The 20,944-nt window shown below is 68.6% G+C and carries 19 protein-coding genes and 1 pseudogene; 19 read left to right on the top strand and 1 reads right to left on the bottom strand.

Annotated elements, in window-relative coordinates:
* Positions 1 to 112 precede the first annotated feature (112 nt).
* The 19 genes from ACGFZW_RS36100 (at position 113) to ACGFZW_RS36010 (ending at position 19,675) form a co-directional block, all read left to right on the top strand.
* Positions 113 to 592: a hypothetical protein gene (locus ACGFZW_RS36100; protein WP_393897564.1), complete on the top strand. Its 480-nt coding sequence runs from the start codon at positions 113 to 115 to the stop codon at positions 590 to 592.
* Complete coding sequence (locus ACGFZW_RS36095; protein ID WP_393897563.1) at positions 589 to 2,814, top strand: ATP/GTP-binding protein; 2,226 nt, start codon at positions 589 to 591, stop codon at positions 2,812 to 2,814. Before ACGFZW_RS36100 ends, ACGFZW_RS36095 begins: the two co-directional genes overlap by 4 nt.
* 23 nt (positions 2,815 to 2,837) lie before the next feature.
* Positions 2,838 to 3,815 carry a replication-relaxation family protein gene (locus tag ACGFZW_RS36090; RefSeq protein WP_393897562.1) on the top strand — a complete coding sequence of 326 codons (978 nt, stop codon included), beginning with the start codon at positions 2,838 to 2,840 and terminating at the stop codon, positions 3,813 to 3,815.
* 13 nt (positions 3,816 to 3,828) lie between these two features.
* Positions 3,829 to 4,452, top strand: a complete 624-nt coding sequence (locus ACGFZW_RS36085; protein WP_393897561.1) for a hypothetical protein — start codon at positions 3,829 to 3,831, stop codon at positions 4,450 to 4,452.
* 373 nt (positions 4,453 to 4,825) lie between these two features.
* Positions 4,826 to 5,425 carry a hypothetical protein gene (locus tag ACGFZW_RS36080; protein WP_393897560.1) on the top strand — a complete coding sequence of 200 codons (600 nt, stop codon included), beginning with the start codon at positions 4,826 to 4,828 and terminating at the stop codon, positions 5,423 to 5,425.
* A gap of 362 nt (positions 5,426 to 5,787) precedes the next feature.
* The gene (locus tag ACGFZW_RS36075) at positions 5,788 to 6,306 is read left to right on the top strand and encodes an ATP/GTP-binding protein (RefSeq protein WP_393897559.1); all 519 of its coding nucleotides are present in this window, start codon (positions 5,788 to 5,790) and stop codon (positions 6,304 to 6,306) included.
* Positions 6,307 to 6,341: 35 nt separating this feature from the next.
* A complete protein-coding gene (locus ACGFZW_RS36070) occupies positions 6,342 to 7,013 on the top strand; it encodes an SAF domain-containing protein (protein WP_393897558.1) in 672 nt (223 codons plus the stop codon).
* 4 nt (positions 7,014 to 7,017) lie between these two features.
* On the top strand, positions 7,018 to 7,893 hold the full coding sequence (locus ACGFZW_RS36065; RefSeq protein ID WP_393897557.1) for a hypothetical protein: 876 nt from the start codon (positions 7,018 to 7,020) through the stop codon (positions 7,891 to 7,893).
* Entirely contained in the window at positions 7,886 to 9,445 is a 1,560-nt protein-coding gene (locus ACGFZW_RS36060) for a CpaF family protein (protein WP_393897556.1), read from the top strand. The genes ACGFZW_RS36065 and ACGFZW_RS36060 overlap by 8 nt, the downstream gene beginning before the upstream one ends.
* Positions 9,442 to 10,365, top strand: coding sequence for a type II secretion system F family protein (locus ACGFZW_RS36055; RefSeq protein WP_393897555.1), 924 nt, complete (start codon positions 9,442 to 9,444; stop codon positions 10,363 to 10,365). Before ACGFZW_RS36060 ends, ACGFZW_RS36055 begins: the two co-directional genes overlap by 4 nt.
* A 5-nt stretch (positions 10,366 to 10,370) precedes the next feature.
* A complete protein-coding gene (locus tag ACGFZW_RS36050) occupies positions 10,371 to 11,261 on the top strand; it encodes a hypothetical protein (RefSeq protein WP_393897554.1) in 891 nt (296 codons plus the stop codon).
* Positions 11,262 to 11,310: 49 nt separating this feature from the next.
* Complete coding sequence (locus tag ACGFZW_RS36045) at positions 11,311 to 11,523, top strand: hypothetical protein (protein ID WP_393897553.1); 213 nt, start codon at positions 11,311 to 11,313, stop codon at positions 11,521 to 11,523.
* A 46-nt stretch (positions 11,524 to 11,569) separates the two neighbouring features.
* A complete protein-coding gene (locus ACGFZW_RS36040; RefSeq protein ID WP_393897552.1) occupies positions 11,570 to 11,941 on the top strand; it encodes a TadE family protein in 372 nt (123 codons plus the stop codon).
* Positions 11,941 to 12,387, top strand: coding sequence for a hypothetical protein (locus tag ACGFZW_RS36035; protein WP_393897551.1), 447 nt, complete (start codon positions 11,941 to 11,943; stop codon positions 12,385 to 12,387). The genes ACGFZW_RS36040 and ACGFZW_RS36035 overlap by 1 nt, the downstream gene beginning before the upstream one ends.
* 2 nt (positions 12,388 to 12,389) lie before the next feature.
* Positions 12,390 to 12,851, top strand: coding sequence for a TadE/TadG family type IV pilus assembly protein (locus ACGFZW_RS36030; protein WP_393897550.1), 462 nt, complete (start codon positions 12,390 to 12,392; stop codon positions 12,849 to 12,851).
* Between the two features lie 5 nt (positions 12,852 to 12,856).
* On the top strand, positions 12,857 to 16,258 hold the full coding sequence (locus ACGFZW_RS36025; RefSeq protein ID WP_393897549.1) for a LysM peptidoglycan-binding domain-containing protein: 3,402 nt from the start codon (positions 12,857 to 12,859) through the stop codon (positions 16,256 to 16,258).
* Positions 16,259 to 16,526: 268 nt separating this feature from the next.
* Complete coding sequence (locus tag ACGFZW_RS36020; protein WP_393897548.1) at positions 16,527 to 17,033, top strand: prepilin peptidase; 507 nt, start codon at positions 16,527 to 16,529, stop codon at positions 17,031 to 17,033.
* Between the two features lie 279 nt (positions 17,034 to 17,312).
* A complete protein-coding gene (locus tag ACGFZW_RS36015; protein WP_393897547.1) occupies positions 17,313 to 17,696 on the top strand; it encodes a hypothetical protein in 384 nt (127 codons plus the stop codon).
* 536 nt (positions 17,697 to 18,232) lie between these two features.
* On the top strand, positions 18,233 to 19,675 hold the full coding sequence (locus tag ACGFZW_RS36010) for a sensor histidine kinase (protein ID WP_393897546.1): 1,443 nt from the start codon (positions 18,233 to 18,235) through the stop codon (positions 19,673 to 19,675).
* A 277-nt stretch (positions 19,676 to 19,952) separates the two neighbouring features.
* Here the strand turns inward: ACGFZW_RS36010 and ACGFZW_RS36005 are convergent.
* A pseudogene (locus tag ACGFZW_RS36005) lies at positions 19,953 to 20,944 on the bottom strand (hypothetical protein); the annotation flags it as partial.

The following is a 20,944-nucleotide window of genomic DNA, read 5'->3' as shown; positions in this document are numbered from 1 at the left end:
CACATCGGGACCGATTCGGCTCCCTTCTCTGCATGAGGCGGCAAGGTGTGCCGCCCGGCGAGGAGGCACTGATGAATCCGCACGGAGTCACGACGAGCCAGCGAGACCTGCGGTGACCGGCATTCTGCCCCGTACGTCGGAGGTGGGGAACTGGCTGTGGGTGCTCGTGGAGGCCGGTCTGAGCCTCTGGTGGATCGCCCTTGCTGCTGCGGCTGCGTGGGTTGCGGTCGCGGTGTGGTGGCGCCGTCGGGCGGTGCGCGAGCTTGCCGGCCGTACGCGGGTCGAGCTGGTGCCGGCGGCCACGTTCGACCCAGAAATTTTGGAGGTGGGTCGCGTGGCGGGACGGCTGGCCAGTGTGCGTTCGGCCGGCGGGACGCTTCCCCGGCGCGCTGCCGCGGTGCGCATACGCATCGCGGCTGGTGAGGAAGGGCGCCTGCACTACTGGTGGGAGGGGCCGGAGCGGTCGGCTGGAGTGTTGCGGCAATGCGGATACCGGCGCGTCGAAGTGGTCGCCCCTCGCACCCGTTCCGAGCGACGGTGGCGCATCCGGTTCGCTGATGCTGCGCCGCTGAAGCGGGGTGGTTCGTGGTGAGCACCGTCAACTTGACCAAGCCGGCTGCCAAGAGCGCCGGCGTCGACGCGCCGCGTTACGTGGCGCGTGCGGAGCTGGTGCTGGCCGGGCCGGATCACCGCCCGCTGGGGAAAGCTGGGCTGGACCCTGATCCTCTGGAGCACTTGGCTGCGGTGTGCGCTCAGGTGCGTACCGAGGCTGGTGAAGAGGCCGAGCTGGTCGTTGATCTGGTCCCGGTGCCCGGCCGGAAGGTGGCACGGCGGCGCCGTGCCCTGATGCGCCGGGCCACACGGCGCGGGCCGTCTGCGTACGGCGAGCAGCTCGGCGGGGGCGGCCGCGCGGGCGGAGCGATGGAGATCCTGCGCGATGGCCTGGGCGTCTCTGCCGGTGGTGGGGCCAAGCGGACGGTGCGGGTGCCGCGGCAGAGTGACCTGTCCGAGGGGGTAGGGAAGTTCACGCCCGGTGCGGATGCGCAGGTGTTCGCCGTCCAGGTGCTGGTGCGGTGTGTGGCCCGGCATCCGCAGCAGGCGCAGGCGCGCTTGCATCAGATGCTGGCGGCGATGGAGGCGTTCAGCGGGGAGAACCGCTTTGTGCCGGTCGGCCCGACGTGGGGCCCGTGGCGTCGGTATTCGAGTACGTGGTGGCTTCGTGCCCGTTTCGACCGGCGGCTGGAGCGGGGGGACTTCGCGCCAGCCCGTCGGCAGTGGGTGACGTGGCAGGAGATCGCCGGGCTGCTCAAGCCGCCCACCGCCCGCTGCGACGCGCCCAATGTGGCCCGCTGCGGCGGTGTCGTCCCGCCGGCGCCGGCCGCACTGCCGACGTGGACCGGGCAGCGCGATGTGCTGCCGCTGGGCCGGGTGACGGGCTCCGACGGCACCGAGCGTCTGGCAGGTGCCTACGCGAAAGACGTGCTTTTCGGTGCCTCCTACGGGAAGTCGGGGTTCGGGAAGACGGAGAAGGCGCTCGTGGAGTGCCTGGCCCGTGCCTATGCCGGCGACGGGGCCTGGTTCCTCGACCCGCACGGTGCGGCGTGGCAGCGGGCCCGCCCCTACCTCGCGCATCCCGCGGTCGCCGGCCGGGTGTGGGAGATCAACCTGGCCCGCCCTGCCATGAGCGACCGGATGGCGTGCTGGAATCCGCTGTCCATGGAGGGCCGGGACATCGAGGAGGTCCAGGACATCGTCGGCTCGGTGGTGGGGGCGATCGCCTCCGCCCATGCGTGGGGGGAAGGCGCGACCCGGGCCAGAACTCTTCTGTCCAGCGCGGCGCGCACCCTCGCCCATCTCTCACACCACCTTGTGGCCAGCGGGCATCCGCAGCTGCAGCCGACCGTGTTCCAGATCAAGACGCTGCTGGAGGACGAGGAATGGCGTGAGGCGGTGCTGGCGGTCCTGGATCCGGCTGAAGCCGTCTTCTGGCGCAAGTCGTTCCCCCATATGGAATCCGGCGCTCTCAATCCGGTGACCAACGCTCTCTACCGACTCGACAACTCCCTTTCTCTTCGCGCTTTTCTGGGATCGCCGCGCTCAGCGTATGACGTGCGGCGGGCGATGGATGAGCGGCAGGTCGTCTTCGTGTGCCCGTCCGGGACCGGGGAGAGCGACGAGCTGGTCACCGCGCTGCTGCTGTTCGACCTTTTTCGAGCCGGTGCATCCCGCGTCGACACCCCCGTCGAGGACCTGGTGACGCTCTGGGCGTGGGCGGACGAGCTGACCGCGGTCGACGGGGCCTCGCACGGCCACATCGCCAAGATCCTGGAGCAGCTGCGGAAATTCGAGGTTCGCTTCATGGGGATGACGCAGATGGCGATGCGGCTGTCGAACGAGACGCGGGCCGCACTCATGCAGAACCAGTCGCTGTTGTCGGCGACGGCCGCGGACTTCGACGAGGCCGCCTTCGTGGCCAAGCGCCTGCCGGGGATCGACGCGGAGACGGTGCTGGGCCTGGACAAGTACGAGTACATCCAGTCGGTCATGCTCCGCGGCAAGCGCACCACGCCCTTCCGGGTGCGCGGCGTCCCGGTTGATGAGGTCTTCGCCGACTACCGCAACGAAGCGGGGCTGCCGGCCCTGGATACGGCGATCGACAAAAACCTGGACCGCCGCACGGTCGGCGAAATCCTCGCCACCCAGCGCGGCCTGGACGACGCGATCCTCGCCCACCTCACCACCCGCCGGACGCAACCACCGCGCCCGTCCCGCCACGGGTCCGGCGACGTGGTCCGCACGCTCCGCCCCGCCTGACCCCACTCGCAGAAAGGCTTCCGATGCCACGCCCGCGCTTCCTGGACCCCACGCAGAGGGGTCTGTCCCAGCTCGGACAGGAGATCCTGCCCGTGCTCTACCGCCACCGGCTGCTGACCGCCGGCCAGCTCACCCAGCTCCTGCGCCCGACTGCCACCTCCACCCGCTACATCCGACGGCAGCTGGAGGTGCTCCACGGCCGCGGCCTGGCCGATGCCTCGGTCCGCCGCACCAGCCGCGCCGGCGAACTCCTCTGGTACACGACCGCGCTGGGATGCGAGGTCGTCGAGAGCGGTGGCGAGCTCGCGCCGCGGGCCTACCGCATGACGCAAGACGCTGCGGCCAGCCAGCTGCAGGAGCACACCCTGGCCGTGAACGACATGGGGCTGGCGTTCGTGCAACACGCCCGTCGCCTGGGTGACGAGTGCGGGCCGCTGGACTGGGACCCCGAGGTCGCCCACCGCCTCCGCGACGGCGACAGCCGCCTGGGCGACGAGGCGTTCCTGGTGCCGGACTCGGTGCTCCGCTACATCCACACCACCACCGGCGACGGCGGACAGCAGCAGCGAATGCTGCTGACGTTCTTCTGCGAGATCGACCGGGCCACGATGAGCATCGCCCGCCTGGCCGCGAAGCTGCACGCCTACGCCCGCTACGCCCGCTACATCCCCCAGCCGGCCCTGGGCCGCGGCCGGCCGAAGGCAGGCGGGTACCGGCGCGAGGCATGGCGCGCCCGCTACCCGTCCTTCCCCCGGATCCTGCTGGTGCTGGACGGCGCCTCTGACGCTCAGCTGGCGAAGCGGACCCACGATCTGCGGGCCCTGGCGGCCGCGGACGCACGCCTGCAACCGGCCGCCTCAGACCTGAACGCCGGCGTGACCACCCTCGAACAACTGTGCCACCACGGGCCGTTCGCGCCGATCGTCACGCCAGTCCTTGGTGATGGCGAGACGACCGATGTCCTGTTGCGCCCATCTGACGCTGCCGCGTCCGCGGCCTGAACCTGGGAGAGACATGTTCAGCTTCTTTCGCCGTGCCCACCGCAAGACGCCGGCCGGGCCTTCCCTGTCTTCCATAGCTGTTGTCGACGTCACCGCCTTCCCGGACCGGCACACCGATCGGTGCGCGGATTTCGCCGTGGTGTCTCAGCCGCTGGGGCCATTGGTGACCGAGTTGATCGCCCTGCACACGCACACGCGTCACCTGTCGTGGCTGTCTGAGCGGGAATGCTGCCCAGACTCGTACCGGCTGCTTGCCCGCTCCATCGTCCGTGAGGTGTTGGCCGGCTGGCACCACCAGACCGACGGCCGCGGCACTATCGGCGATCTCCTGACCGACGACGCCCACCCCACCCGCCGTGGTCGCGTGCCGGGACAGCACGGTGCGCGGACATGGGAGCCTGCCGCCACTCGCCGCGGTCCAAATCCTGAGGATTCGGTGCCGCCGCAACCAGCACCAGAGCAGTGGTGCTCACTGACGACGCCCGAGGGAGACTTCGAGGCCAGGACGCCGGCACCACCAATGCCGGATTCCAGCCCCGTCTCCCACGGACCTGATCTTGATAGGTCTGAGCTGGCACAATCGGCGCCCCAGCAGGATTCGGCGGCCTGGTGGTCGCAGGCGAGGGGGCAGCAGTGAAGAAGGTCGGATGGATTTCACTTTCCCAGAGGGCTCCACGGCGGGTGGGTGACCGTTGAGGTCACCACCCCCGGAGCGCCGAGACCACCTTCGAAGGAAGATCGCGAACCGGACGCCGCGATCGGCCAGGGGGTTCTCATCACGGTTCAACGGAGCCCAGGGGAAGGCCAGATGGCACTCCGCACCGAAATGCGCGGGATGCGATGACCGTCCCAGAAAACAGACTTCATGGTTTGCAAAACGGGCGGTAGGGTGCAGGTCCGGTCACCCGGTTGGCTCATTGCCACCCCTACGGTGCGTGATCAAGAAAACCGCCACAGAGCGACAACTTCCATAAAATGCCTGGAGATCGCACCCTTGGGGAGGGGCACTGATGCGAAAGACACGGATCAGGGACAGTTATGGCCGTCAACGCAAGAACAGCGCAGTTGCCCTGTTTCTCGCCAGTTGTGCGGCACTGACAGTCACTTCGTGCAGCGGCGGGGGGTCTAGCGAAGCAGGCGCCAAGCCGACGGACGCGAGCACAAAGCCGGCGCCATCAAAGAGCGTTGATCCTGAGGCGGCCACCAAGCAGGAAGTGCTCGCCAGGTACAACAAGTACTGGGCTGAGCAGGTCAAGGCTTTCTCTAAGGGTAGCGAGAAAGGCACCGACCTTCAGAAGTACGCAACCCTGGACGCACTGGGACGTGCACGAGCGGACCTTCTGAACATGAAGGCCGCAGGCAATGCCATGAAGGGTTCGCCTAAGCACGACGCCAAAGTGACGGCGCTCGGGCTTAGCAAGAAGACACCAGACGCGACTATTACCGACTGCCTCGACATCCGGTCGTGGCAGACCATCAACCGCAAGACGGGGAAGGTTCTGAAGCTCTCCCACGGGAACCTCACCCGCTACGTCACCGTCGTGTCCGCGGAAAAATGGCCCAACGGCTGGATGATCACCAAGGCCGAACCCAAGGGGCAGAAGTGCTGAAACGCCTCGGCGCGTCTCTGGCCATCGCTGGGCTCACGACCGTGAGCCTCTGCTCCGCTGCACAGGCGAGCGGAAAAAAGCCACACAACGGCTCTGGGGATGTTCAGGGAGGAGCCGGCTGGGTCTACGTCCACGCCGGGGAGGGACAGAGTGCCCCAGACTCTTCAGCCGAGCAGCGCCCATCCTCAACAGGGAAGTCGCCTTCGAAGGGCACCGCGAAGCCCAAAACAAAGTGCACTGTTAAGAAGCTGAATCCTCAGCCCCCAGCTGACAACCTCGCCTGGGCAGGCCACAAGCCCGACGATGCTAGTGACGGAGCTATCTACTCCCGGACCTGCGTCGATGCGGCAGGCAATGTCAATATGGGCAACTTCTGGTCCAATGGTGCGCCGCCCGCAGCGGCAGTTGACCCGGTCGACGTCGCCCGGAACGCCGTGGACAAGATGAAGTTGGCGGGGCCGGACATCGGCATCGTGCCTAAGCCCGGCCACAACGGGTTGGTGGGTCTTCCGGTGTGGATGTGGACCGAGAAGACGCCCGAGACGTACGGCCCCAATACGGCGTCTGCGACCGCAGGAGCTGTCACAGTCACCGCCACGGCAAGGGTCTCGAAGATCGTGTGGGACATGGGCGATGGCCACACGGTCACCTGCACCTCGGCCGGCACCCCCTACGAGGCGTCCTACGGCAAGCGTCGCTCGCCGGACTGCGGTTACCTCTACAAGCGCTCCTCGAAGGACGAGCCGGGCCAGAAGTATGGCGTCACCGCCACCTCGACCTGGACTGTCGACTGGAACGGTGCAGGCCAGTCCGGTCAGATGTCCCAAACCCGCCAGTCCCAGGCGCAGATCACCATCGGCCAGCTCAAGGTCCTCAACTAGTTCTACGGGCCAGCACGTACGGAAAGTCGGGCGCGATGAAGAACACCCCCCAGATCCCTGCCCCCACCGCGGCGCCTCCGATGCGGCCCGAAACCCCCATCGGGGCCGGCCCGGTCCCCAGGCGCCGCAAACGCTCGATGCTGGTGCTCGGCGTACTAGTCACTCTGGTCGGTGTGCTGGGTACGAGCATGCTGGTGCGCAGCGCCGGGGACCGTGTGGATGTGCTGGCGGTCACCCGGGACGTCCCGGCCGGTCAGGAGATCACCGCCGAGGACCTCACCACCGCCGCCCTGCCCAACGACCCTGCCCTCGCCCCGGTGAAGGCGAGCGAGAAGTCGAGCGTCATCGGTCGGCGGGCGACGGCCCCGCTGCACCGGGGCGAGCTGCTGACCGACGCCCAGATTCATGGGGGCAAAGCACTCCCTGCCGGGCAGGAGTTGGTGGCCGTTGAGGTGCAGCGCGGCGCCGCGCCCGTGGACGCGCTCGCGCCCGGCGACCAAGTGAAGATCGTCTCCACGCCGGGTAAGGACGAGCAGGTCTCGAAGCAGATGCCGGAGGAGATCGAGGCGCAGATCGTGAAGGTCGGTGCACCCAACGCCTCTGGTGCGGTCGTCGTGCAGGTCTCCGTTGCCGGTACGGACAGCTCGCTGGTGGCCGCGCGGGCGGCGACGGGTCGTGTGGCGATCGTGCTGGCGTCGAAGGGCTAGCGCGATGTCTGTGATCGCGCTGACCTCGGCGCACGCGAGCGGTGTAACTGTCTCTTCCCTTGCGATGGCGCTGGCTGGGCCTAGGCCGTCGCTGCTGGCGGAGGCGGATGCCAAGGGCGGCAGCATCCGGACCGGCTATCGCATGGGCGAGTGGGGCGGCGAAGTCGGCCTGTGGCACCTGGCCCAGGCCGACCGCGAGGGTCAGGTGGCGGAAGCCTTCGAGGCCCATTTGCGCCGTCTGGATGCCTCTGGCAGCCGGCTGTGGCTGCCGGGGTTGACCGATCCGCTGCAGGCTGCTGCCCTTGCCCAGACCTGGGAGCCGCTGAGTCTGTTGCTGCAGGCCATGGACCAGCACGCCGGGTACGACGTCGTTATCGATGCCGGCCGGGTCGTTATCGAACCGGGTGGAGTTCATCCCTCCCTGTATCCGCGGCCACTGCTGCACCGCGCCGACCTTGTCCTGCTGGTCATGCGTAACACCATGACGTCCGTCGCCCAGTCGCTGCCTGTCGCCCGGTCGCTCCAACAGGAGTTGGCGGAGCGCGGGACGGGGGCGGATGCCCTGCGGTTGCTGCTGGTGCAGGAGGGCGACGTGTCGGGCCATGACATTGCCCACCGTCTGCAGATCCCGGTTATCGGCACGCTGCCTTGGGAGGAGAAGACCGCCCGCATCCTCACGCACGGCACGACCCGGCAGGTGAAGCCGTCGGCGATGCGGCTGCTCAAGCACGCCCGAGAAGCGGCCCGCGCCGCCGAGGTCGACGCCAGCACGCGCCGACTTCGGATGCAGCTGCCCCCGCCGCCCGTCACATCGCCGGTGGTTGCCAGCGTGGTGCAGCGGCTGACTGCCCCGCACCAGGAGGTGACGATCAGTGGCTAACCGCAACGGCACGCCGGTGAACGGAGCTGGCACTCCCCTGTCCGGGATGCTCAAGGACGTGCTGGCGCAGCGCCAGCACGGCGCCACCGCCGCCCCGGCTCCCGCAGCGCCGCCATCGGCGATGCCGGCAGTGCAGCTCGGGAAGGATCCTGCCAGCCCCTCCAGTGCGGACCGGCTGGCGGAGCTCCCTGGTGTGCTGCCTGTCTCACGGGCTGTGGTGCGGGCGCTGCAGGACGCGGTCTCGCAGGATCTGGTGGACAAGGAGCAGGGCAGCGAGGACCGGCTCAGCGCCGAGGACCAATTCGAGCTCGCGCGGTCCCTGGTCGCCAAGCGCGTCTCCGCATGGGCTGTGGAGCACGCCCGCACGGAGCAGCCGCTGACCGGCGCGCAGCTGGAGGCGGTGCGTCAGGCGATCCTGGACTCGCTGTTCAAGGCCGGCCCGCTTCAGAAGTACCTGGAGGACGAGAGCGTCGAGAACATCGTCGTGGACGGCGACCAGGTCCTCGTCGACTACTTCGACCGGCCCACCCAGCGCGTCGACCCGGTGGCCGACGACGACGAGAGCCTGGTCGCGCTCATCAACCGGCTCGCCGCACGCTCCGGGCACGGCGACCGCGTCCTGAACCCCGCGACCCCCATGGTCAATTTTCGGCTTCCGGACCGGTCCCGCGTCGCGGCGACGCTGCTGACGACCCGGCCCACCATGGCGATTCGCCGTCACCGCGTCATGAGCGCTTCCCTGGAAGACCTCGTCGAATGGGGGACGCTCAGCCCCGCGCTGCGCGTGTTCTTGTGGGGGCTGGTCACGGCGAAGCAGACGATGTTGATCGCTGGGGACATGGGTGTGGGCAAGACCTCGTTGCTGAGGGCTCTGGTGCGCAAGGTCGGCGCGGGTGAGCGCATCGTGACGCTGGAGACCGACCGGGAGCTTTTCCTGGACGAGGATCCGGATGTCGCTGCGCATGTGATGGCGATGGAGGAGCGCGCCTCCAACGGCGAGGTCGGTAAGGACGGTCGGGAGACCGGGCGGATCACGATCTCCGACATGTATCCGCACACCCTGCGGATGCTGTCCACGCGCGTGGTGGTCGGTGAGGTGCGTTCCACCGAGGTCGTGCCGATGCTCGACGCGATGAGCTCCGGCGGCCGCGGCTCGATGTGCACCCTGCACGCTGCCTACCCCCGCCTGGTCCTGCCCCGTCTGGTGCAGCTGTGTCAGAGCGCCGGCAAGGACGTCGAATCCACCCACCAGCTGGTGGCCAACGCGGTGAATTTTGTGGTGTTCATCCGGCAGACCGACCAGACGCAGATCGGCGGCCGCCGCCACCGCTACGTCTCCGACGTCCTGCAAGTCACCCCCGGCGAAGGTGGCCAGCCCGCCTTCAGCCGCATCTTCGCGCCTGCCGGTGACGGTGACCCGCGGGGCGTGCCGAAGGATCTGCCGACCGGTGAGGTGTTGCAGGAGCTGGCCGATGCCGGCTTCGACAAGCGGTGGCTGACCGAGGAGCAGTTCGGGCGCTGGCCCAAGCCGATGGAGTTGGTGCGGCGATGAGTCTGGGACAGCTGGGGATGTTGGGCGCGCTGTGTGGCCTGCTGATGGTGGCCGGTGTTGCACTGGCCGTACGGTCGTTCAGGCCGGCGGCCGAAGCGACGCCGGGGCGGCCGCGGCGGGCCTCGCTGTGGCAGCGGGTGTGCGAGTCGCTGCCTGGTGCGTGGGCGGAGCGCTATAGGTGGATCGTGGTCGGCGCCTGCGTTGTTGCGGTCGTGGTGTGGGTATGGACTGCGCGGCCCGTTCAGGGACTGCTGGCTGCAGCGGTGGTGGCCGGTTTCCCCTGGATCTGGCATCCGTCGGTCACCTCCACTCGCCGCATCGTGCGGCTGGAGGCGTTGTCGCGATGGCTGCAGCACCTGGCCGGCGCGCACGTCGTCGGGCACACCCTGGAGGCCGCGATCAGCGGTGCGATGCGCCAGGTCCCTGCGGAAATCCACGCCCCAGTGCGCACTCTGGAGGCCCGTCTGCGGATGGGCGTGGATCCCGAAGCGGCCTACCGTGCCTTTGCCGACGACTTCGATGACGGCGCGGTCGACAACGTGGTGCTGGTGTTCATCACCCACATCCGCGACCGCGGCCGCGGCATGGTCGAGACACTGCAGACCCTCTCCGACCTGACGGCCGAAGAGGCAGCATCGCTGCGAACAGTGGACGCGGACCGCCAGAAGGTGCGCACGCAGACCCGTTGGGTGGCGATCATCGTGCTGGCCATGGGCTTCTCCATGGGCAGCAGCTTCGGGCCCGCCTACAACAGCGCAGGCGGGCAGATGTGGCTGCTGCTCATGGGCGCCGCCTTCGTGGGTGCCCTGGTGTGGCTGCGGCGCCTGTGCGCGGTCCGGCCCTCGCCGCGGCTGCTGCAGCCAAGGCCGGCCCAGGAGACAAGGCAGGCCGCGATGGCCGGGCAGGGGGGCGCTGGATGATGTCGATGGCAGGCGCCGTGTATGGCGCGATGATCGGCGGTGGCGCCTTCCTGGTGGTCCGGGAGTTGCTGCCGTCGCGCCCGGACCTGGGCGCCGTCCTGGACCGCCTGGAGAACACCTCTCCGGCCCCGAAGGGCCAGTCGACGCCGGGGGCTTCCCGCAGCGCGATCTGGACCGAGCAGGTCGGCACCCGTGTCCTGGCCTCTGCTGGCGAGCGGGTGGGCGTGCCGCGCAAGGACTTGGACCTGCTGGGCATCTCGCCGGCCAAACACGTCGGGGACAAGGTCATCGGTGCTATCGGCGGGTTCGCGATGCCGCAGATGGCGCTGGCCATGGCTGCGCTGCTCGGGGTGCCACTGCCGTTCGTGGTGCCGTTGTTCGTCTCGGTGATGTTCGCCGCAATCATGTGGCTCTCCGCCGATACCAACGTGCGCTCCAAGGCAACGAAGTTGCGGCTGGAGTACCGCTACGCGGTGGCCTCTCTGATGGAGCGGGCCCGGCTGCAGCGCGGTGCTCACTCCGGCGCTGAGCGGGCCCTGTACGAGACGGCGGCCGTCGGGGACGGGCGGGTCTATGTGCGGATCCGGGCCGCGCTGGATCAGGCCCGGCTCTCGGGCACCCCGCCGTGGGACGCTCTCAAGGCGCTCTCCGAGCAGCTGGACGTCCCCGAGCTGGCCGGACCTGCGGATACGTTCGCGCATGCCGGCGGCGAGGGAGCTTCGATCATCGCGGCGCTGGAGACGCAGGCCAAGGCGCTGCGCAAGCGGCTGCAGACCGACGTCCAGGCCGAGGCCAACGCCGACTCCGAAAAGAGTGTGGTGCCGGGCACGGTGCTGTTCGTCGTGCTGTTCGCGACCCTCGGCTATCCGCTCTTCCAGACCCTCATCAGCACCTGACCGCTCCGGCGGCACCGATTAGAAGTTCACCACCGAAGGGGGAGATCCCATGAAGCACACCGCCCGTTCTCTGCGATCCCGTATGGCCGACCGCTGGCTGACCGTCGTTGCCCGCATGACGAGCACCCGGAGCGACGCCGGCCTGGAGACCCTGGAGAAGCTCATCATCGGCGCCGTCCTCATCGTGGCGGCCACCGCCTTCGGCGTCGCGTTCAACGGCAAGTTCGACAGCCTGATGACCACCTTCAAGAGCTCGTTCTGACATGTGGCGCAGCGGGAGGAAGCGGTGGCGCGCACGGTGCGCAGGCATGCGGGGTGATGAGGGGATGGGGACGCTGGAGTTCACCATTATCGCCCCGGTCGTCATGCTGATCCTGTGCGCCGGGCTGCAGCTGGGCATGTGGTACCTCGCCCAGGAGGCCGCACTCACCGCCGCCCGCAAGGCCGCCACGGCAGGCGCCGCCTACCAGGCATCCCCCGCCGACGGCACCGCCCGTGCCCGCAACTGGCTCGCCCGGGTACACCTCATCAAGGGCACGGCCGTCTCCTCGGCCGGCTCCACCGCCGACCGAGTCCGTGTGACCGTCACTGGCACCAGCCTCTCGCTGGTGCCCGGCTGGACCCCGCAGGTCAACAAGAGCGCCGAAGTGCCGGTCGAGCGCTGGAACGTGGGGCCGTAATGAGCCTGCTGCGCCGCCTTCACTGGCGGGACGACCGGGGTACCTACACCCTGGAAACCGTCATCTGCGTGTGTTTCCTTCTGCCGTTCCTGGGACTGCTCGCCGCCTACGGCCTTGCTGGGGTATTCGACAGCTCCGTCGACAACGCCGCCAACAGCGCGGCCCGCGCTGCGTCACAGGCCGCCGACGCGGACACCGCCCAGGCCCGCGGCCGGGCCGCTGCCAATGCCGCCCTGCGCCAGGACGACCGCAACTGCACCAGCCGGACCGTCCGTATCGACACCGGCGCCTTCAACGCGCCGCTGGGCCAGGCCGCGAGCGTGACCGCCACCGTCACCTGCACCATCCCGCTCTCCCAGCTGGCGGTCCCGGGCCTGCCCGGCTCCAAGACGCTCACCGCCACGGCCACGAGCGCGCTGGACCAGTACGCCGACCGCGCGGAGTGAACATGCTGCCCCTGCCCGCCGCCACCCGCCGGTTCCTCAGCCGCCACTGCCACGGCGCTGACGATGACCGCGGCTCGGCCACCTTGTTCTGGATCATCGTCGGCGTGGTCTTCCTCGGCCTGCTGGCCCTCGTCGTGGACGGCGGCGGCCAGCTCAAAGCGTCCGCACACGCCGACGACGTCGCCAACGCCGCGGCACGGGCGGGCGGTCAGCAGATCGATGCCGGGCAGGCCATCCCGGGCGGGGGCGTCGTTGTCGATCCGGAAGCCGCTGTCTCCGTCGCCCGGGACTTCTTGCGCAATGCCGGAGTCGACGGCAGCGTCACCGTCTCCGGCGGCGGCAAGCGCCTGGACGTGACCGTGAGAGACACCTACCACTGCCTGATGCTCACCGGCGTCGGCCGGCCCACACTGCCCGTCACCGGGCACGGCACCGCCCAGCTCGTCCACCAGGTCGGAGACTGACTGACATGCCCCACTCCCACTCCCCCGCGCGCCGACCCTGGCCGCTCACCCTGGTGCGTGCCGTCGGCAGCCTGCTGGCGCTGGCCGCGCTCGTCGTCGGTCTGCCGATCGGGCTGCTGCGCGTCGGCACGCTGCCTGCCGGCGTTCCGTCCCCGGGCGATGTCGGGGACACGCTGATGGCTCCGGACGACGGGCACGTCCTGTTCATTGCCATCACGCTCGTGTGCTGGGTGCTGTGGGCATGGTTTGTCGCCTCGCTGGTCGTGGAGGCCGCGGCGCTGCTGCGGCACCGTGCCGCGCCACGCGTGCGGGGCCTAGCCGCGCCACAGCGTTTGGCGGCCGTTCTGCTGGGCGGGTTGCTGGTGCTGCCGTCGGCCAACGCGATTGCCGCGACACCCGCTACCGCGGTTGCCCACAGCGCCACGGCAGCGCCCGGCCCCTCCGCTCCCCGCGCCTCGGTCCCACAGCAGCAGGCCCCCCACACCGGGCCCCGGCACACCGTGGGGGCCACCGGTGAGACCCTCTGGGACCTGGCTGAGCACTACCTCGGCGACGGACGCCGCCACGCCGACATCCGTGCCCTGAACCCCGGGTTGCCGCAGACCGCGACGCTTCCCACCGGGACCACCGTCAACCTGCCGGCCGACGCGAGCGGCGTGCACACAGATCTCGCCGCGGCCGCCCCGGCCAGCACTCAGCAGGAGGCGAAGACCGAGACGTACACGGTGGCCGCGGGGGATTCGCTCTCCGGTATCGCGCAGAAGAAGCTCGGCGATGGCGACCGGTGGACCGACATCTACGCCGAGAACAAGGACACGATCCACGACCCGGACCTGATCTATCCCGGGGAGCGCGTCGACCTGCCCCCACAGGCCACCCCGGGCCCTCCCGGCGAGCACAGCAAGCACGACCAGGACACGGCACCCAAACACGAAGACTCCGCGCCGGAGCCAGACAACGGCAGCGATGCCGCACCCCATCACGAGCACCAGGAGCACGGCGGGGACGCAGCGGACGCCAAGCCCGCTCCTGCTGCGCCCGATGCCTCGGACGAGAAGGCAGGAGGGCAGCAAGGGCACACAGCGGCGCCGCAGCGCGAGCCCTCTGCGCCCGAGACCGCTGAGCCCACTGCCCCGCACTCTCCCACGAAGGCAACTCCCGCGCCGCACCAGCCCGCCCCCACAGCGGACTCGACGCAGGCCAGCACAGGGCAGATCGCCGCGATCGGGGGCGGGGTCCTGGCGGCCGCGCTGCTGTCCGCGGTGGCCACCCGTCGCGTCCTGCAGCAGCGCCGCCGGCACCGCGGCCGCCGCATCAAACTCCCCGAAGAAGGGGCTGCCGCCACCGAGCAGCATCTGCGAACCGCCGAAGCTGCTCTGGACACCACGATGCTTGACGGTGCCCTGCGCACCGCAGCGGTCCACCTCACCGCCGCCGACCGGGAGCTGCCGCCATTGTCGGCAGCGGTGATCGGCCCGCGCGAGATCGTGCTGCACCTGACCGAACCGGCCGCGCCCGTAGCGCCCTTCAGCGCCGCGCCCGACGCGCAGCGGTGGACATGCCCCACACGAGGGGGCGAACTGCTGCCCCAGGAGCAGACCGACGACGTCGAATCTCCCTACCCGACGCTGGCCTCCCTTGGGTGGGACGAGCAGGGCCACCTGATCCTGCTCGACTTGGAGAACGCCGGTCACCTGCACCTGACAGGAGTCGACCGGCACAGGATGCTGCGCACCCTGGCACTGGAGCTGGCCGCCACCGAATTCGCCGACCACCTCACCGTCTCCGCCGTCGGCCAGTCGGCGCCCGGCCTGCGCGAGGAACTGCCCGAGCGGGTCATCGAGCACGCGGACATCGCCGGCGCGCTGGGCGCTTTCCGGGCGCATCACACTGAGCAGCAGCGCGCCCTGGCCGTCCTGGGAACACCTGGTCTGCGGCGCGCACGAACCGGGGAAGAGACCGCCGCTGCATGGAGCCCCCACCTCTTGTTCAGCGACGCTGAGGACGGTGCGGCCCCGGAGCTTGAGGAGCTGCGGCAGGTCGTTGCCGACTATCCGCGGTCGGCGACCGCGCTGGTGACCACCGGTATCGGTGCGGCCGTCCCATCCGGGGCCCAGGTGGTAGCAGCCGATACGGCGGCCGGGCCAGTCACGCTGCTGTTGCCGGGCACCGAGGTGGAGGTCTCGTGCAATGTGCAGGCGCTCAGCGATGAGGACTACGCCTACGCGCTGGAGGTGCTGGCGACGACCCGCGCGGACGACGTCCCGGCCGCAAAGCCCGTCGCCACTCCCCCGAAGCCTGTGCCGGATCTGCCGCAGTACACGGCGGCGACGGATGAGCCCGCGGCCGCGCCCGTCGCTCCCCCGGCAGCGCCGCCCAGCTCCCCGGCCCAGGTGCCAAGCCTGATGGCCCAGTTCGCCCTCTACGAAGACGAACCGCCCGCCGAAGCAGCTGACGCGGCGGATGCCACTGCGGACGGCACCGAAGGCCAGGGCGGCGAAAGCCTTCCCCTCCCCACCGGTGGGATGGACGAGCCCACGCCATCTGACTCCTCTTCGGCTGCGGCACAGAGCTGTGGCCCGGCCGTACACGCACATGTCTCGCTGCTGAAGGAGATGCCGGAGCCGTCGCCGGAGTTCGAGACCGCGGTGGAGGACACCGCGGGCGACGGGCCCTTGGTGCGGATGCTGGGACCCGTGGACATCGAGGGCACCCAGGGCACCATCGAGTCCAAGCGCAAGCGCACGTGCATCGAGCTGGCCGCCTGGCTCGTGCTGCACCCCAACCTCGACCACCACGCCGTGGATGAGGCGATGTGGCCCGGCCGGGACACCGCCCGCAAGTACCGCAACGCCACGGTGAGCCGCCTGCGGACCTGGCTGGGCACCGATCAGGACGGCAACCCGTTCTTCCCGCCCATCGCCACCACCAGCGACGCCCGCTACGCCCTCGCCCCGGCCGTCGATTCCGACTGGCACCACTTCCAGCGGCTGACCGCGGCCGCCACCCAGAGCCCCGGCCCGCAGGCCGCAGCCCAGCTGCGTGCCGCACTCGAACTCGTACGGGGCCGGCCGTTCTCCGGCGTGAACAGCCGACGCTACGCCTGGGCCGAGCACCAAGCCCAGGACATGATTTCCGCGATCGTCGATGCCTCCGCGGACCTGGCCGAGCACTGCCTGGCCCAGGGCGATCCGCGCGGCGCGCTGTGGGCGGCCACCAAGGGGCTGGACGCGGCACCGGAGATGGAGAACCTATACCGCATCCTGTTCCGCACCTACGCCGCCCTCGGTGACTGGGACGCGTTGGAGCGGGCCGCGGAGAAGCTCGACACCCTGAACATGGAATTGGGCGTCGACATGGAGGAGTCCACCGCCGAGATCCTGGCCCAGCTCAGCAAGTCCGCCTGATCCAACCGACCTGTACGCGCACCGGTCGCGCAGCACGAGAGGACGCCGCATGCTCAGCCAGCTGCTGGCCGCACTTGTGGGCCTTGTGGCTGGAGCTGGCCTGCGCCCGGTCGTCGTCGCCCTCGCTGTCCCGGCCGGGCAGCCTGCCGATGTCACCTGCCCGGCCTGCTCACCGCGTCCGGTGCCGGCGTGGGGCCCGCACGCCCTGCGGCTCCTTCCGCCCGGCGGACGCTGCCCGAACTGCCGTGTGCGGCTGTGTGCGCCCTGGGTGCCGGAGCTCGCCACCGCCGCCGCGTTCGCTGTGGTCGCGGCCGGTGGCGCTGTCGGCTGGTACGCCGCCGCCCAGTACTGGATCGCTTTCCTCGGCGCCGGCCTTCTGCTGATCGACAGCGCGGTGCAGCGGCTGCCGAACGTGCTGACGCTGACTGCCGCCGTCGGCACGCTGACGTTACTCACGGCCGCAGCCGTTCATCACGAGGCCGGGAGCCTTCTGCGCGCAGCTGCCGTCGCGGCCGCCGCCGGCGGGCTGTTCACGGCGTTCGCGCTGTGCGGCATGGGACTGGGTGACGCGAAGTTGGCGATCTCCCTCGGCGCAGTGCTCGGCTGGCGAAGCTGGCAGGTCGCCGCTCTGGCGCTTGTCCTGAGCTATCTCCTCGGCGCCACGGTTGCGGTAACGCTGCTGCTTACTCGGCGCCATCACCGCAAGAGCACCCTTGCCTTCGGACCGTTCTTGATCGTCGGCACCCTGGGCGCAGTTCTGATGACGAGCACCTGACCTCGCCTCGCCCCACGTGGGAGTGGTGCCGTTGGGCTTTCCACGCGGCACGATCGCAGTGATGGTGGGCGCCCAGACGGACAAGGGCCCGCCCGTTCTGAGCCGTAGGCCCTTGGGCGGGTGTCATCAAGGTTTCGGCCAGCTGCATCTGGGCGTTGGCGTGAAATTGGCTGCCTCAAGCCTCCATGATCGCTAGAATGTTCGAGACGCGTGGAGACGTTCTAGTCCGCGTCGAGCAAGCGCATTTGGGCGCTGGCTCAAGATGGGGGGATCTAAGAAATGAAGGTCGCACGAAGCCTTGGTGTCGTAGCAGCATCCGCTGCACTCGCTTTCACCATGAGTACTGAATCGTATGCCGCAGGCGTAACGCTGTACACCAACGATGCAGCGCCCGGCGGGCGGGCGAAATTCACCAGCAACGGCGACGTCTTGACAGTCTGTGACCTTGAGGCCGATGGCTGGGCAGTTACTGCTGGAATTGGCCCCAACGAGTGGTCTGCAACCTACACGCTGAAGCGGGGCGGGACCGGGAACTGCGCGACGGCCAAGGCCAGCGATGGGGGCTCTCACAACCTCAAGGAAGGTAAGGGCTACACACTCAAGGTGTGCCTCTACCAGGGCAGCACGGTTAACTACTGCCGTAGCACCATCGTGACAGCCTGACTCGTAGGAGCAGTGGCCGGTTAGAAAGCGAGGTGGGTCGACCGCACACATACTGCGCTTGGTCGACCCACCTCGACACGCACTCGTTCTCCTGCTGTTCGGGGCTTGAAACTCTCTAGGGCCGGTACGTCTGACGTCGTTTCACAGTTCCCTGCGCCATGGGCTTGTCATCGCGCCGGCGCGCCAACGTGAACGACCAACGCGGGGCACAGAGAACTGCTGCAGCTACTTCAGAACTTCGCCAAAATGATTCAATGTTTCGGGTCGCTCGCCTTTGCTCGCTGATGTAGTCAGTGGCGCGGAAGAGGCGGTTAGCCTCGACATCCCGGATCTGGCACACCCACTGAAGTCCGGGCTGACGGGTGAACACCCGCCTGCCCTCTCACCCGGCTTACCTCCATGGTCACGACCACAAGGCTGCACACAGATTCTCTTTAGCTGTTTTTCATCTTCGCAGCACACACTGTCACGATGAGCACCCGCACACCACTGCCCTCGGCCCTCCGGTCACCCGTCTGCTGCGAAGGCGGGCGGGCGTGATCCCCTACCTTCGGCGTCTGACGCTACGTGCGCGTTTGGCCCTCTTCGCAGGTGTTGCTGTTGCTGTTGCCGTCGCTGTTGCTGCAGCAGCCGCTTGGTTCGTGACCCGCCAGCAGTTGACCAACCAGCTCGACGCAAGCCTACAGAGCGTCCAAGCCTCCCCGGGGTATGTGCAAGCGCTACTGCGCACCTGCGGTTTGACGCAGCGTCCAGACAGCACGACGGCTGACACACCCACGTCGTATACCGTGCAGGTCGTTACCGCCGACGGAACGGTCTGCGCTGCGCCTGGAACCACACCCATCAACGTCGATCGGAGCGACCGAGCCGTCGCCAGGGGCCAGCTGGACTCGGTCCTGCACGACGCTACAGACAAAGACGGAACGCCAATGCGCGTGGCGACGTCAGGCACCAACCTCCCGGGCGGATTCGGCGATGGATATGCGGTGTCCATCGCACAACCGCTGAGCATGGTGAACAAACCACTCAACACCCTCGCCCTCGTCCTGTTCGGCGTGGCCGGCGTAGGTGTTGCTGGAGCGATCACAACAGGTCTGGCCATTGCACGCGCCGGTTTGCGTCCCGTTGAGCGGCTCACCCAGACGGTGGAGCACATTGCGCGCACTGAGGACCTAGACGTCAGAATCCCTGTCGCCGGAACCGATGAGATCGCACGGCTCTCCAGTTCCTTCAATGCCATGACGGAAGCCTTGGCAGCTTCCCGTGATCGTCAACAACAGTTGATCGAAGACGCCGGCCACGAGCTAAGAACCCCGCTCACCTCGCTGCGCACCAACATCGAACTACTCATCCGGAGTGAAAAGTCCGGGCGAAAACTGCCCGCAAACGCTCATCAGGAACTACTCGGTTCCGTTGAGGCTCAGATCAGCGAACTGACGAAACTTGTCGGAGATCTTCAAGAGCTCTCCCGACCCGATTCAGCACCCTCGGCGGGAAGTCTACGCGTTGTCGCACTGCACGAGATCACCAAACGAGCCTTGGACCGAGTGGAACTGCGCGGGCCAAATCTCATCTTCCAAACCGAATTGGATCCCTGGTACGCCCACGCCGATCCAGCTGCATTGGAACGATCTTTGGTGAACGTATTGGATAACGCCGTAAAATTCTCACCCCCAGAGGGTGAGATCTCCGTGCGCCTTGCCTCAGGCACGCTCATTGTGCGTGATCACGGCCCAGGAATCCCCACGGACGAACTACCCTATGTATTTGATCGCTTCTGGCGATCCCCCACGGCCCGCAGCCTACCCGGCAGTGGACTCGGCCTGGCTATCGTGGCGAACACCATTCGACAAGCTGGCGGAACTGTAGAGCTCCGAGCCCACCCTGAAGGCGGCACCGAGGCCGTCGTACGCCTCCCGGGAACCAAAACGCCCCCACCCGCATCGCCGGCTGAGAGGTTGCCCGCGGACGGAGACTGATCCGGCCCTGTCACCCTGGGGTTCAAGGGCCCGCTGCAGAGCGCTGACCCTCGAACCGACACCTATGACAGGCAGCAGTGGGCAGTCTCCATGGCCGCTCCGGTCATACGCTGCCGAGCACCGCATCCGAGGTCCGCCGGGATGCCATGCCTTCGGATCATCCGGCGAGGATACTTCGGTCATCGGTCATCGGTCATCGGCCACGGGACGGATCGGATCGGCCATGGCCGATCCGGTGCAGCGAAGTTCGGCCGCTGGTGGCCGATGTGTGGTGCGATCACGTGCGGTGGGTGACCGACCTCAGGTGTGCCCGGCCGTGCCTCTGGCTGCTCTCCCGCTCACGCGCGCTCTTGATTTCCTTCGCCGCCGCGATCGCTCGTTGGCCTGTTCGCGGGGCTACCTCCAGCCGCCGAGCAACTTCGGCCCCTGACAGCTTCTTGCCGGTGGCCTCAGCTTCGATCAGCCACTGCATCACCTGCTCGATTCTCTGCTCCTCGGTATCGCGCTCTTGCTCCTGGCGCTGTGGCTTCCGCGCTGTTGCCGCGCCGGCGTCCGGAGCGGCTTCCTCCCAGCGTTCCAGTCGGCCGGTCGTGTCCGGCACACGCGCGGGCGGGATGGTCGATGGCCGGACTCCGGGCTCAGTGGCAGGCTGCCCGGTCGGGACCTGGCTAGTGGCCGACGCCGTGACCGGCTCCTGAAGCGGAGCCATCGCGGCGTTGTCTGGTACCTCTAGTTCGGCCAGGCTGCCGTAGGCGGCGGCATTGGCGCCCGCCGACTCCCATTCTCCGGCCACCGGGCGCACGCTGTCGAAGGCGCCAATGTTCGTGACGGGGTGCTCCCGACGCAGCTCCTGCAGTGCGGGACGCAACGCAGCCTCGGGAAGCGGCCCGCCTGTCTCCGAATCGGTGATCGCGTGGGCGTCCGCAAGGTAGAGGCCGAACTGCCGGGAGTTGGGGAAAGTTCCGTACTGGGCGATGTAGGCGTGGAAGGCATTGGCGAGGTCGGCGCTCCCGACTGCCCGCCCGAGCATCTCCCGCGTGCTGATGCCCGCTGTTTGGCTGGTGTCTTCCTCCTGGCCTAGGGACTGTTCGTGGGTCTCATTGGATGCAGCGGCGGCTGGCTGGTGGCTCTCGGCAGGCGCCAGCGCGGGAGCTGGGTCTGCCACCAGGGCTGCGGCCGCCGGTGCGATGCCGGCCGCGGCGAGGCCGGCGGGGGCGGTCCTGGCCAGCGGTACGCCGTACCGCGCCAGCCGCAGCGGCATCAGCGACT

Source organism: Streptomyces sp. NPDC048248 (genome assembly GCF_043201875.1).
GTDB lineage: Bacteria > Actinomycetota > Actinomycetes > Streptomycetales > Streptomycetaceae > Streptomyces.
Note: the sequence above shows the minus strand (reverse complement) of the source record. Positions and strands in the feature narration are given on the sequence as shown.

Bases quoted from the DNA above. Each gene is read 5' to 3' on its own strand.
- ACGFZW_RS36090 (WP_393897562.1), top strand. From the start codon at position 2,838: ATGCCACGCCCGCGCTTCCTGGACCCCACGCAGAGGGGTCTGTCCCAG.
- ACGFZW_RS36085 (WP_393897561.1), top strand. From the start codon at position 3,829: ATGTTCAGCTTCTTTCGCCGTGCCCACCGCAAGACGCCGGCCGGGCCT.
- ACGFZW_RS36080 (WP_393897560.1), top strand. From the start codon at position 4,826: ATGCGAAAGACACGGATCAGGGACAGTTATGGCCGTCAACGCAAGAAC.
- ACGFZW_RS36075 (WP_393897559.1), top strand. From the start codon at position 5,788: ATGGGCAACTTCTGGTCCAATGGTGCGCCGCCCGCAGCGGCAGTTGAC.
- ACGFZW_RS36070 (WP_393897558.1), top strand. From the start codon at position 6,342: ATGAAGAACACCCCCCAGATCCCTGCCCCCACCGCGGCGCCTCCGATG.
- ACGFZW_RS36065 (WP_393897557.1), top strand. From the start codon at position 7,018: ATGTCTGTGATCGCGCTGACCTCGGCGCACGCGAGCGGTGTAACTGTC.
- ACGFZW_RS36055 (WP_393897555.1), top strand. From the start codon at position 9,442: ATGAGTCTGGGACAGCTGGGGATGTTGGGCGCGCTGTGTGGCCTGCTG.
- ACGFZW_RS36050 (WP_393897554.1), top strand. From the start codon at position 10,371: ATGGCAGGCGCCGTGTATGGCGCGATGATCGGCGGTGGCGCCTTCCTG.
- ACGFZW_RS36045 (WP_393897553.1), top strand. From the start codon at position 11,311: ATGAAGCACACCGCCCGTTCTCTGCGATCCCGTATGGCCGACCGCTGG.
- ACGFZW_RS36040 (WP_393897552.1), top strand. From the start codon at position 11,570: ATGCGGGGTGATGAGGGGATGGGGACGCTGGAGTTCACCATTATCGCC.
- ACGFZW_RS36035 (WP_393897551.1), top strand. From the start codon at position 11,941: ATGAGCCTGCTGCGCCGCCTTCACTGGCGGGACGACCGGGGTACCTAC.
- ACGFZW_RS36030 (WP_393897550.1), top strand. From the start codon at position 12,390: ATGCTGCCCCTGCCCGCCGCCACCCGCCGGTTCCTCAGCCGCCACTGC.
- ACGFZW_RS36025 (WP_393897549.1), top strand. From the start codon at position 12,857: ATGCCCCACTCCCACTCCCCCGCGCGCCGACCCTGGCCGCTCACCCTG.
- ACGFZW_RS36015 (WP_393897547.1), top strand. From the start codon at position 17,313: ATGAAGGTCGCACGAAGCCTTGGTGTCGTAGCAGCATCCGCTGCACTC.